Origin of the sequence: Catellatospora bangladeshensis (assembly GCF_016862575.1) — a bacterium.
Classification (GTDB): domain Bacteria; phylum Actinomycetota; class Actinomycetes; order Mycobacteriales; family Micromonosporaceae; genus Catellatospora; species Catellatospora bangladeshensis.
In genome coordinates this window covers 228,024-239,998 of record NZ_BONF01000012.1, presented here as the reverse complement: position 1 = coordinate 239,998, position 11,975 = coordinate 228,024, and the positions used below count along the sequence as shown (strand labels likewise).

The window sequence follows — 11,975 nt, the reverse complement described above, 5'->3', positions numbered from 1 at the left end:
GGCGGCGAGCCGGTCCGTTCCGAGGCCTGGCGTTCGCCGGACGTGCCGGAGGGCTCGCCGAGTTACGCGGTCTACCGACCCGCGTCAGTACCCCAGCAGGCTTCGACGCGTGCTGAGGCCCGTTCGGAAAGCACCACGGAATCACCTGCACCGAGCCGATCAGAAACCTGGGCGGAGCGGAGTTAGTCATGCTGTCCCGAATCCCTCTACGGCCCCGCACCGTGGTGGCGCTCGGGTTGGCCGCGGTGGTCGCGATCATCGTCGCATTCGGCAAACTGTTGGGCGGCCCGGCTGATCCCATCGGATTCGGCGCGCAACCGCAGTCTGCGCCCAGCCAGGTCGATCCCACCCACGGTGACGACGGCGTGGTGGAGCATGACCCGTCGCCCAGCCCCGTGGTGCCGACCAACGACGCGCAGGCCATGTCAGTGGCGAACAAGTTCGCTCAGCAATGGATCAAGCACGACCGGAGCGCAACCGCGTGGTTGGACGCGCTGCGTCCGCACAGCACCGACACCCTGGTCGGAGAACTCGAGGGCGTCGACCCGGACGGCGTACCTGCTGACCGCGTCACCGGGGAAGCCCGCATGGAGGCTTTTGCCGCGACATATGTAGAAGTGGTAATTCCGATCGATGCGGGCCTGCTACGGCTGCGCATGGTGACTGAGCGAGGCCGTTGGCTGGTCGACGGCATCGACTGGGAGCGCGTATGAGCGCGCTTCCGTCGCTCGCCGCACCCCTTCGCGATAAGGGGCGCAAAATCCTGCGGCCCGGTCTGATCGTGGCGGTAACCGGTGTGCTCGGTGTGCTGTGCTGCAGCGGGGCGATCGTTGCCGTGGTCTTCGGAGATCTGGCCACCAACACCTCGCCGTTGGCGAACGCCATGGGCTGCGGAACCACCAAGACGATCAGCGTCACCGGTGAGTTCCCGCGCATCGGCCCTTACAGCGAGGACAAGATCCGCAATGCGGCGGTCATCATCAAGACCGGTCAGGAACTCAAGGTGCCGCCCCGTGGCTGGGTGATTGCAGTTGCCACGGCGATGCAGGAGAGCAGCCTCACGAACCACGGTCACCTCGGGGAACGGAACGACCATGATTCGCTGGGGCTATTCCAACAGCGTCCCAGCCAAGGTTGGGGCACACCCGAGCAGATCATGGACCCGGTCTACTCGTCGACGAAGTTCTACAAGAAGCTGGTGAAGATCAAACAGTGGGAGTCGCTTCCACTGACTGTCGCCGCGCAGCGCGTGCAGGTCAGCGCCTATCCCAACGCCTATGCCAAGCACGAGCCGCTCGCCACACGTATCGTCAACGAACTGGCCGATGGCGCAGCACGTGCAGTGGTCGTCGGCAATCAGCTGAAGTGCGCCGAGTTCGGCCAGATCGCCGCGTCGGGGTGGACCGCGCCGGTCGGCGCAGGCGTCGTCTCCGGATACCGCACCGCGTCTCGTCCTGGTCACAACGGTGTCGACCTCGGTGCGGCCAGGCACACACCGATTCGCGCCGCATCCGCAGGGGTCGTCATCGTCAGCAAGTGCGACGTCGGCGGATGCGACCGCGATGGCTCGCTGTCTACGCCGGGATGCGGTTGGTACGTGGACATCCTGCATGCAGGGCAGGTCATCACCCGCTACTGCCACATGCAGAGCCGACCGCTGGTGCGGGTGGGAGAAAGGGTCAGCGCCGGACAGCAGATCGGCTTCGTCGGCAACAGTGGCCACTCCTCCGGTCCGCACCTACACTTCCAGGTCCACCTCAATGGCGACCGCAGGTCGCGGACCGGAACGATCGACCCTGTGCCATTCATGGCCGGCAAGGGCGCCACGCTGGGAAAGGGGAACGACTCGGCATGACCGAGGCAGACTTCGCGGCGTGGGCGGCCGAATGGCGCACCCCGCCGGCACCCATCGTGCCGGTCCCCGCGCTCACGGTCATCAGTAGTGGGGGTGTGCTGCGCGGTGCGCGGGTCATGATCGGATTGCCGGGACACGGTTGGCGAACCGGCATGCGCGGCGACTCAATGGTCCGCCAGGGAGCCCGCAGTTTGATCCCCGTTTTGTCTGAGGCCGAGTGGTACCGCGCCGAGCGCGAGAGGGTAGAGGTGTTCGCGGCGCTTGTCCCGGTCGAACGGGTATGGGTCGAGACAATCAGCACGTCAAGCGAACGCTCCGCCAATGTTGACGGCCTGAGCCTCGTTTCGCTGGATTCTCCTCCCACCAGGATGGCCTTACCCGCAGAGACCATCGCCTCGCAGTCGACCGGCCAGCTCATGGGGCGACGCCTGGTACAGATGGGTGCTGACGGGGAACAACGAGGCCTGAGGGCGGTAACAGAGGCACATACAGGGCCAGATAGCACCCCTCAGGTAAGAGTCGCCCAGGAACACGACTGGTACCGATGGGCTGCGACCGGGCAGGTGCCAGCGACACGGGCGGTCCCGCTCGCCGAACTCTGGCTGGAATAGCCTAAGGCGAGCTGCTCGCAGACGGGGCGGGTTGCTCAAGCCGATCCGCCCTACAAACACGCCATCCGCCTTCATCAACCAACGTAAATCGCCAGGTTTCGGTGCGCTTGCTAGTCACAGCTCCATCCTTGCGGCCCGAGATTGTCAGCGCCGTCGTTGCCGTAGCCTCCGAATCTGCTTCGGCCACCGCGATGGCTCCCCAAGTCACCAGCACGTTGACACCGAAGTCATGCTCACGTTGATCCATTTCTTTCCTGAGCGCGACGATCGGCCCGAGTCGTGTGGGCTCTTCACACGAGTGCAGTTCAACCAGAACGCCATCCTTCTGAACCAAGGCAGCACGCAGATACTCGTCCAAAACCACCTTGGGATTACTGCGATCGATCTTCGTCGCCTCGTGGTATGTCAGCACCGCAGTGATTGCTCCTCCGACACCAGCGACCGCGAGGACGGCACCGAGGACCAACAAGATCTTTCGCCACTTCGCCGACCGCGACATGACCCCCATTCTCGCGTACCAGCGCCCACGCGCCAGCCCTCGCCGCCATGTCGCAACGTAGGCGCTGCATACCCATCTATTAGCTTCGGCGCCTAGACAGGAACCCGATACCCAGAACGACGCTGACAACGACCAGGCCGACTACAGCCGGGATGAGCACTCGCTTCCAGGGTGCCGATGATCCCGGCCCTGCTTGCCCAGAGCTTGTCGTCGCTGAGCCATCGCTAGGAGATGGGGATGGTGACGGTGAGAATGGTGAGACGTTCTTGGTGAGCGCCCCGGCGATATCGATCAGACCATGGCCGTACTCGCCGTCAGGACCACGGAACCCCTTATCGATCGCCGTCGCGACGAGCCGGTGGACAACCTCGGCCGCAGGCATGTTGGGGAATCTGGCGCGGACAAGGGCGGCCGCGCCCGCGACCAAGGCTGTCGAGTTCGAGGTACCAGTGGCCACCGCCCACTCACCGCCGGGGTAGGTGCTGGACACCTCGTCACATGGCGCGGCAAGCAGGGTTTCGGCTCCACTGACGGAGATCGCCGAGTGGTTCCCGGCCCGGTCGACACCCCCGACGGCGACGACGCCCCGAATACGCGCGAGGTAGCTCATCGTCGTGGACTCTGTCCGGTTCCCGGTTCCGGCGACGACCACGATGTCCGCGGCCAGTGCCTCCTCGACGGCCTGCCTCACGACGATGTCTTCATCGAGGAGCATCCGCGAGATAGAGATGACACCGACCTTCTGCTCTACAGCCCACAGAATGCCCCTGGCAAGGTCGCCTCCGCTATCCATGCGAACAGGAAGGATCCGCGCCGCTGGGGCGACGCCGGTGACCCGGCCGTGCGCGGCAATCAGGCCGGCCATGGCGGTGCCGTGCCCGTCCGTGTCAAGCCAGCCGTCACCCGGCCCAGCATCAGTGAAGTCCGCACCAGGCAGGACCGCGCCCGCCAAGTCCGGATGTGTGGCATCGACCCCCGTATCGATGACCGCGACGGTCACTCCCGCACCCTGCGTGACCCGATGTGCCGCAGAGGTCCTCAACAGGGAGTGGTACCACTGCCCGTCATCGATCCTGTCCTGGGCAACCGCCGACGGTGCGCTCATGACGCCGAATGCGGCCATTGCCATGGCGGCGGCGCACACCTTCACGACGCGGTTGAAGGCAGTCATGCGACACCTCTGCGAATGGTCACCATGGGCGCCGGCTCACCCGCGTCCGTCAGCCTCCACGGCATGGCCGCCTAGGTGAACCACTCGCGGAAATCGTCTGGGTCCAGCTCGCTCTCTGCCGGTCGAGGGCCGAGTTGAGGTCCCGGCTCGATGACCGCTGGACCACCCTGTTGCACCTCCCAGCGAGTGTGAGCGCCTTGCCGATAGCGATCGCCTGATCCGCCTCCACTACCGGGCGTCGCTCCGCCCATCGGGGTCGGCATGGGCATCATGCCCACCGAACCGCCAGGGCCGGAGCCCTGCGGCACCGCAGCGGGTCTTGCGGGCATCGGCACCACCTGGCCTGGCGTGCCAGCTCCGCCGGGCATGACGTATGCACCACCACCTCGCGCATACTCGCTACCCGGAAAGATGGGCAGCGCCGACGGCACTCCGCCCGAAATCCCGGGAACCGGCAGACCGCTCAGGACGGGCCCGGGTTCTGCTGGTATCTCGGTTTCAACAGGCTCGGCACCGGACGGAGCGTGGACACCGGATTTTGCACCGGGCGTCCAGTCGGTACTGGCATCGCCATTGAAACGGCTGCCCCCAGCGACCGGCTTGCGCGGGTCAGGTGGTGGAACGACCACAGCGACGGTGGGCGGCCGGGTCTGAGCAGGCACGATGATGTTTTCCCGATGGTCTCGGATCACGGCGTCAGCGGACACCATGATCTTCCGAGCCTTCTCGTTCAGCTCATCGGCCAGCGGCCGCCACGCCCGGGGGTCGGTCCTCGTGACACCCAACCACCGATTCGCGACCGGCTCCATCGCGCGCTTCGCCGACGCCATGGTCTCCAGGACACCGTTAACTCCCCGCGCTGTCGTTGCGGCCGCCAGTGCGTCGGCGCGTATCGCCTTGATAAGCCAATCGATCTTGCCCAGGGCCGCAGCCGCTGCCGGAGTTTGGCCACCGGACCATGCCTCCGCGAGCCGATCCCGAAGCCGCTCCAGCGCTTCGGCCTGAGCGTTCAGCAGGTCGCCTTGCCTGGCGATGGTGCGCGCCTGATCCCAGGTCACCTCGTGGTCCAAGCAGCCGAGGCTGTCCCAGATCCGGGGAACGTCGTAGTCGTTCCAGTCGACGGGCGGCGCAGGCCAGTGAGGTTGTGGCGGCAGCTTCCCGGCGGTCGCATCCGATGGCGTTCGGGTGACAAGCATGCGCAGCTCGTTCGGGTTCGCCTCGGTCATCAGACGTGCGCTCCCCGCCCCTGACGGTGCCGCATTCCTACGTGTCCGGCTCGCTCCGCCGCAGCCGCAATCTCGCGATCGATCAAGTTGAGCGCCGCCGCAGCGAGGTCGTCGGCCTCGGTGTAGTTCGCCAGAGCCTTCTCCAGGCCGGTTGCGAGGGCGCGGCCAAGAGCCAGCTGCCGCTCCGCGTTCTCATAGTGGCGGTGCAATGCCGCCCAGAGCGCGTTCCGCGCGGCCTGGGTCTCTCCGCTGGGCGAGAACGTGCCGAAGAGCACGCCACGATCGATCTGTCTGGCGAACTCACCCACCCCGGACTCCAGAGCCGCGGCGGCCTGGGTACGCAGGTCGGCAGTCACCCTGCTGACCTCGGTCAGATCCACGGACAGCGGCTTCATCGGTGTCTCCACCGTGCTCACCTCCCCATGAGCAGTGACGTACATCAGCACGTCATGCGGCAGCGTAGCCGAACGAGCACTGATCGCACAGGCCTCGTCCATCCCTTGTGGATAAACGTGAGAACCGGCTGATCTGCCGCCTGCCCGGGCTGGTTCGCTGCCACAGGAGGGTGTCGCCGGGTCAGACCGAGCCGGTGTTGAGGTTGCCGAAGACCCACAGGCCGCAGCAGCAGGCGAGCACGAGCAGCAGCACCACCGCCCCGCCGGCGAGCGCGAGCATCATCGGCTTCTTGACCAGGCCGAGGATCGGGTTCGGCCGCTTCGGCGGCGGGTTCTGATACACGCCGACGACGATATCGGTCACCCCGGGCTGGATCGAGCGTCCCAGGCGAGCCGAGTCGGGCCGCCCCGCCCCGGCACCCCGTACGCTGGTCGGGTGACGGACTTCGCCGAACTGGACGCCCTGACCACCGACGACCTGCGCGAGCGCGCCTTCGCCAAGGCCCGCGAGCAGCGTGACCTCGGCTTCTTCTGGGACCTGTTCAAGCACCTGCCGACCTCCCCGGAGACCGAGGAGCGCGAGCTCGCCGACATCGGCGCCGCGATCGACGACACCGTGTCGCTGTGGCGCGAGTTCACCGGCCACCGCTACGGCGACCAGGAGCCTCTGATCAGGGCGAGGTTCATCGACTACCTTCTGCAGGATTGATCTGTCGGGTTTACACGGGAGTTGCTTCCGCGTAGTTGCGCCGGGTATCGGGCGCTCTGCGTTACCCTCCCCCGGGGAGGACGCAGCGGAGGTGTTCCCGTGCCCGGTTTGAACGCGCGGATCGACCAGGCCGCGAGCCTGCACCGGCACGCGTCGGCGGTGGCGCAGGCGGCCGCGTCCGCGTTGGACGGTTATCTTCCGCCACCTCGGACGGACCTGGCCGAGCAGCAGGCGCTCGCCGAGCGGCTGCGTGACGCGGCGGCCCGGCTGACGCCGGGCTGGCTGGGTACGCCGCTGGACTCGGTGCCGGCCGGCATGGCGCTGGGTGAGCAGCGCCGCCCGGAGTTCGTGCGGGTGGGCACGGCGGCCGCGCAGGAGGATGCGGCTTTCCCCGCCGTGGTGCCGCTGCTGGGCACGGGGCATCTGACGTTCACCGCCGATTCGCGGGATCCGCGGGTGGCGGGGGTGCTGCGGGCGATCCTGCTGCGGCTGCTCGCGACGGCCCCGTCGGGCACGCTGGTGGTCCGCGCGGTGGACGCGGTCGGCGGGGCGCTGTTCGCGCCGTTCGGGGCGCTGGCCGACGCGGGCCTGATGCCGCCGCCGGTGATGGATCGGGCTGGGCTGCAGGCGGTGCTGGCGGAGGCGGAGCACTGGGTGCGCCCGAGCCGGCCGGAGGCGCAGCGACGCCCGGCGGCGCGGCCGCGCCGCCGGGACTGCACGATGCTGCTGCTGATCGCGGCGCTGCCGTCGGCGGTGGAGGGCTCGGACCTGGCCCGGATCACGGCGCTGGCGCAGGCCGGCCCGGCGACGGGGCTGCATCTGATCGTGGCGGGCTGGCCGCCGCCGCCGCTGACGCCGGACACGGCGCAGCCTGCGGCGCAGCAGCCGCTGCCGATGAGTACGCAGATCGCCCTGCGTAACCCGTACGCGCTGCTGGGCGGCGCGCCGTTCACGGTGCCGGCGCAGGCCGAGCGGCGCCCGGCGGCGGGTGGCGGGCCGAGCCCGACGGCTTCGTGGCCGGGGCTTTCGGTGCCGGTGCGGCTCGACCCGGACCCGCCGGCGGAGCTGGTGCAGCGGGTGTGCCGCGAGCTGGCCGAGCGTTACGTGCAGTCGGGGCAGGTGCACCTGATGGACCTGCTGCCGGATCCGGATCACTGGTGGGCGGAGTCGTCGGCGGCGGGGCTGTCGACGACGGCGGGGCTGGCCGGGGAGACGCCGATCTCGCTGGTGTTCGCCGACCTGACGCCGCACTGGCTGATCGGGGGGCGGGCGGGCGGCGGCAAGTCGGCGTTCCTGGCGAACGTGCTGTACGGCCTGTGCACCCGCTACGACCCGGACGAGCTGGGGCTGTATCTGCTGGACTTCAAGCCAGGACGGGGGCTGGCCCGGTTCGCGCCGGGGCCGGACGATCCGGCGTGGCTGCCGCACGCCCGCGTGGTGGGGCTGGAGTCGGGGCGTGAGCACGGGCTGGCGGTGCTGCGGGAGCTGGACGGCGAGTTGACCCGCCGGGAGGAGCTGTGGCGGGAGCTGCAGGTGAGCCGGTTCGTGCAGGCGCGCGAGCACCGGCAGCTGCCGCGGCTGGTGTGTGTGCTCGACGAGTTCCCGGTGCTGCTGTCGGGTGCCGATCCGATCGCGGCGGAGGCGCTGGGCCTGCTGGAGTCGATCGGGCGGCGGGGGCGCGGCTGCGGCGTACACCTGATCCTGGTTTCGCAGACGGTGCGCGGCATCGAGGCGCTGCACGCGCGGCGAGATTCGCTGTTCGGCCAGGTGCCGGTGCGGGTGGCGCTGCCGGGCGGCGGGGACGCGCTGGAGGCGACGAACGACGCGGCGGCGACGCTCCCGCTGGGCTGCGCGGTGGTCAACACCGCGGGCGGCCTGGGCGGGCCGCGGGGCGCCACGCGCGGCCATGAGAAGACGGTCCGGTTCCCGGACCCGGATGCCGACGCGCAGGTGCTGTCGGCCCTGCGGCAGCGCCTGTGGCAGGCCCGCGACCCGGATTCGGATCCGCCGCTGGTGCTGACCACGGCCGAGCTGGGCCGGGGACCGGCATGAGCGGGCGCGAGGGTATGCGGGAGGCGGCGTGAGCGAGCGGAGCACAGCCTGGTCGGAGTACCTGGCGGCGGCGCATCGGCTGGACACGGTACGCCGGGAGGCCGCGGATGCGGCGGCGGGCGAGGCGTCCGCGCTGGCGGCTGCCCGGGACGAGCTGCCGACGGTGCACGGCAGGCTGGCCATGCAGGCGGCCCGGCTGGTGGACGCGGCGGGCCGGGCCGGGGTGCCCGCGCCGATGCTCCAGCCGGGGCCCGCTGAGCTGCACGACGCGGCGCAGGCCGTCGCCGGTGGCCCGGCGGTGGCGCTGGCGGCGCTGCGGCAGGCGGGCGCGCACGTGGACGTCGCCGACGGTGCGCTGGCCCGGCTCGACGACGAGGGCACCGGCCCGCAGGCGCTGCGCAACCTGCTGGTGTACGGGCCGCTGGCGCTGGTCGCGATGCTGGTGCAGCTGGCGGTGGCGGGGCTGGCCGAGCCGGACGCGCAGCTGTTCTTCGCGGCGGTGTGCGGGCTGGTGCTGGCACCGCTCGCATTCGGCGCGGGCTGGCTGGTGACGGGCATGGTGTACCCGGATCGGCCGCGCACGCCGCAGGTGGGCGCGCTGGTGTGCATCGCCCCGGCGCTGGTGGTGGTGCTGCTGCTCGCGCTGCTGTGATCAGCGGGAGTGGATCAGTGACATGGCCTCGGCGCGGGTCTTCGGGTCCGTCTTGAGGATGCCGCGCACGGCGCTGGTGACGGTGCGGGCACCGGCCTTGCGGATGCCGCGCATCTCCATGCACATGTGCTCGCACTCCAGCACCACGATGACGCCGCGCGCCTGGAGCCGGTCCTGGAGCAGGTCGGCGATCTGCGAGGTGAGCCGCTCCTGCACCTGCGGCCGGCGGGCGAACACCTCGACGAGCCGGGCCAGCTTCGACAGGCCGGTGATGCGGCCGTCCTCGCCGGGCAGGTAGCCGACGTGGGCGACGCCCTTGAACGGCAGCAGGTGGTGCTCGCAGAGGCTGAACACCTCGATGTCGCGGACCAGCACGAACTCGTCGTGGTCGGCCTCGAACGTGGTGGTCAGCACGTGCGCCGGGTCGACCCGCAGCCCGGCGAACAGCTCGGCGTAGGCCCGCGCCACCCGGGCGGGGGTCTTCTGCAGGCCGTCCCGGTCGGGGTCCTCGCCGAGCGCGAGCAGCATCTCGCGTACGGCCTTCTCGATACGCGCGAGGTCGACGGTCTCCTCCACCGGAACACCGGTGAGGGAGCCGTCGACCAGGCGTGCGGCAAGGTGGTCGAGTTCCTGCTCGCGGTTCAGTTCGAGGCCTCCGCGGACGAGGAGACGGTGACCTCGCCGTCGGCGGACTCGCGCTGCTTCTCCACCTCGGCCGGGGTCAGCACCGGCGGCTGGGTGGAGGGCGTGCGCTTGCCGAAGCCGTTGAACGGGGCCATCGGCGGCCGCTTGACGACGCGGGCGCAGATGCGCGCCATGTCGGCGGTCGAGATGGTCTCCTTCTCGATCAGCTCCAGCACGATGCTGTCCAGCACGTCCCGGTACTCGACGAGGATCTCGTACGCCTCGTCGTGGGCGGTCTCGATCAGCGAGCGCACCTCGGCGTCGATCTCGGCGGCGATGGCGTCGGAGTAGTCCCGCTCGTGGCCGTAGGACCGGCCCAGGAACGGCTCGTCGCCGCTGGTGCCGTACTTGACCGCACCGAGCTTCGAGCTCATGCCGTACTGGGTGACCATGGCACGGGCCAGCGCGGACGCCTTCTCGATGTCGTTGCCGGCGCCCGTGGTGGGCTCGTGGAACACGAGCTCCTCGGCCGCACGGCCGCCCAGCGCGTACGCCAGGGTGTCGATCATCTCGGCGCGGGTCTGGGTGTACTTGTCCTCGGTCGGCAGCACCAGGGTGTGGCCCAGCGAGCGGCTGCGCGAAAGGATCGTCACCTTGTGCACCGGCGCGGAGTGCGGCAGCGCCCAGGCCACCAGCGCGTGCCCGCCCTCGTGGTACGCGGTGATCTTCTTCTCGTGGTCCGACATGACCCGGGTGCGCCGCTGCGGGCCGGCGACCACGCGGTCGATCGACTCCTCCAGCGACTCGTTCGAGATGGCGCGCTTGTCCTGACGCGCGGTCAGCAGCGCGGCCTCGTTGATCACGTTGGCGAGGTCGGCGCCGGTGAAGCCCGGCGTACGCCGCGCCACCGCGTCCAGGTCCACGTCGGGCGTGAACGGCTTGCCCTTGGCGTGCACCCGCAGGATCGACTTGCGGCCGACCATGTCCGGGGTGTCCACCGCGATCTGGCGGTCGAAGCGGCCCGGGCGCAGCAGCGCCGGGTCGAGGATGTCGGGACGGTTGGTCGCGGCGATCAGGATGACGCCGCCCTTCGCGTCGAAGCCGTCCATCTCGACGAGCAGCTGGTTGAGGGTCTGCTCGCGCTCGTCGTGACCGCCGCCGAGACCCGCGCCGCGGTGGCGGCCCACCGCGTCGATCTCGTCCACGAACACGATCGCCGGCGCGTTCGCCTTCGCCTGCTCGAACAGGTCACGGACCCGCGACGCACCGACACCCACGAACATCTCGACGAAGTCGGAACCCGAGATCGAGTAGAACGGCACCCCCGCCTCACCGGCCACAGCCCGCGCCAGCAGCGTCTTACCCGTTCCGGGCGGCCCGAACAGCAGCACACCCTTCGGGATCTTGGCGCCGAGCGCCTGGTACTTCGCCGGGTTCTGCAGGAAGTCCTTGATCTCGTGCAGCTCCTCGACGGCCTCGTCGGCACCGGCCACATCCGCGAAGGTCGTCTTCGGGGTGTCCTTGCTGACGAGCTTCGCCTTCGACTTGCCGAAGTTCAGCACCCGCGAGCCGCCGCCCTGCATCTGCGACATGAACAGCAGCAGCAGGATCACCAGCACGGCGATCGGCAGCAGGCTCACCAGCAGCGACAGGAACACCGACTCCTCGGTGACCTCGGTGTCGAAGTTCCCCGAGATCTTCCCAGCCGTCTTAGCGGCATCAACCTCGTTGAACACCTCAAGACCCGCATCAGCCGGATACTGAGCCTCGATCTTGTCCGTCTCGACGTCATCGAACTTGGCCTTGTTGGCCAGGTCGATCCGGATCGTCTGCTCCTTGTCCCGGATCTGCACTTCCTTGATCGCCCCCGGCCCAGCATTCTTCAACTGGGCGAGCGCCACCGAGGTGTCCACGGGCTGGTAGCTCGGGCCGCTGGTGAAGAGCTGGCTGAGCAGGATCGCGCCGATGGCCACGATGAAGATCCAGAAGATCGGCCGGCGGAAGAAACGCGTACGCTCCATGCTGTTACCGGACGCTTTGTGCGCGCCCGTGTCCTCCTGATCGATAGAGGCGGTCAGCTCACCGGGCGCGGCCCGGTCACTCGACGGTACACCGTACAAACACTCGGGTGGCCCATGCGTGTCCCCCATCGCACAACGTTCAGCCTTTTCTCAGCTCCAG

At 69.1% G+C, this 11,975-nt stretch carries 13 protein-coding genes; 6 read left to right on the top strand and 7 right to left on the bottom strand.

The genetic code is table 11. From position 1 onward, the window contains the following. Positions 1–188 precede the first annotated feature (188 nt). From Cba03nite_RS13575 to Cba03nite_RS40625, 3 genes are read left to right on the top strand one after another with little or no spacing between them, the layout of a single operon-like run. A complete protein-coding gene (locus tag Cba03nite_RS13575; protein WP_203745713.1) occupies positions 189–713 on the top strand; it encodes a hypothetical protein in 525 nt (174 codons plus the stop codon). After that, on the top strand, positions 710–1,855 hold the full coding sequence (locus Cba03nite_RS13570; RefSeq protein WP_203745711.1) for a M23 family metallopeptidase: 1,146 nt from the start codon (positions 710–712) through the stop codon (positions 1,853–1,855). Before Cba03nite_RS13575 ends, Cba03nite_RS13570 begins: the two co-directional genes overlap by 4 nt. Then, complete coding sequence (locus Cba03nite_RS40625) at positions 1,852–2,466, top strand: hypothetical protein (protein ID WP_373315748.1); 615 nt, start codon at positions 1,852–1,854, stop codon at positions 2,464–2,466. Before Cba03nite_RS13570 ends, Cba03nite_RS40625 begins: the two co-directional genes overlap by 4 nt. Before the next feature lies 1 nt (position 2,467). On the opposite strand, the gene Cba03nite_RS13565 is transcribed toward Cba03nite_RS40625, so the two are convergent. The 5 genes from Cba03nite_RS13565 to Cba03nite_RS13545 form a co-directional block, all read right to left on the bottom strand. Then, positions 2,468–2,965: a hypothetical protein gene (locus Cba03nite_RS13565; protein WP_203745709.1), complete on the bottom strand. Its 498-nt coding sequence runs from the start codon at positions 2,963–2,965 to the stop codon at positions 2,468–2,470. 79 nt (positions 2,966–3,044) lie between these two features. Then, positions 3,045–4,136, bottom strand: a complete 1,092-nt coding sequence (locus Cba03nite_RS13560) for a S8 family serine peptidase (protein ID WP_203745707.1) — start codon at positions 4,134–4,136, stop codon at positions 3,045–3,047. Positions 4,137–4,207: 71 nt separating this feature from the next. After that, positions 4,208–5,362 (bottom strand): hypothetical protein, encoded by a 1,155-nt coding sequence (locus Cba03nite_RS13555; RefSeq protein WP_203745705.1) that lies wholly within the window; start codon positions 5,360–5,362, stop codon positions 4,208–4,210. Further along, positions 5,362–5,859 carry a hypothetical protein gene (locus tag Cba03nite_RS13550; RefSeq protein ID WP_203745703.1) on the bottom strand — a complete coding sequence of 166 codons (498 nt, stop codon included), beginning with the start codon at positions 5,857–5,859 and terminating at the stop codon, positions 5,362–5,364. Before Cba03nite_RS13550 ends, Cba03nite_RS13555 begins: the two co-directional genes overlap by 1 nt. A 79-nt stretch (positions 5,860–5,938) precedes the next feature. Next, positions 5,939–6,100, bottom strand: a complete 162-nt coding sequence (locus tag Cba03nite_RS13545) for a hypothetical protein (protein WP_203745701.1) — start codon at positions 6,098–6,100, stop codon at positions 5,939–5,941. Positions 6,101–6,193: 93 nt separating this feature from the next. On the opposite strand from Cba03nite_RS13545, the gene Cba03nite_RS13540 reads away from it, so the two are divergent. From Cba03nite_RS13540 to Cba03nite_RS13530, 3 genes are all read left to right on the top strand, one after another. Next, a complete protein-coding gene (locus tag Cba03nite_RS13540) occupies positions 6,194–6,466 on the top strand; it encodes a hypothetical protein (RefSeq protein ID WP_203745699.1) in 273 nt (90 codons plus the stop codon). A 99-nt stretch (positions 6,467–6,565) separates the two neighbouring features. Then, a complete protein-coding gene (locus tag Cba03nite_RS13535; protein WP_239125700.1) occupies positions 6,566–8,518 on the top strand; it encodes an FtsK/SpoIIIE domain-containing protein in 1,953 nt (650 codons plus the stop codon). A 28-nt stretch (positions 8,519–8,546) separates the two neighbouring features. Beyond that, positions 8,547–9,170, top strand: a complete 624-nt coding sequence (locus tag Cba03nite_RS13530) for a hypothetical protein (RefSeq protein WP_203745697.1) — start codon at positions 8,547–8,549, stop codon at positions 9,168–9,170. Here Cba03nite_RS13530 and folE read toward each other — a convergent pair whose 3' ends face one another. After that, positions 9,171–9,815, bottom strand: coding sequence for a GTP cyclohydrolase I FolE (gene folE, locus Cba03nite_RS13525; RefSeq protein WP_203745753.1), 645 nt, complete (start codon positions 9,813–9,815; stop codon positions 9,171–9,173). Further along, the gene (ftsH, locus tag Cba03nite_RS13520; protein WP_203745695.1) at positions 9,812–11,815 is read right to left on the bottom strand and encodes an ATP-dependent zinc metalloprotease FtsH; all 2,004 of its coding nucleotides are present in this window, start codon (positions 11,813–11,815) and stop codon (positions 9,812–9,814) included. Before ftsH ends, folE begins: the two co-directional genes overlap by 4 nt. Between the last annotated feature and the right edge of the window lie 160 nt (positions 11,816–11,975).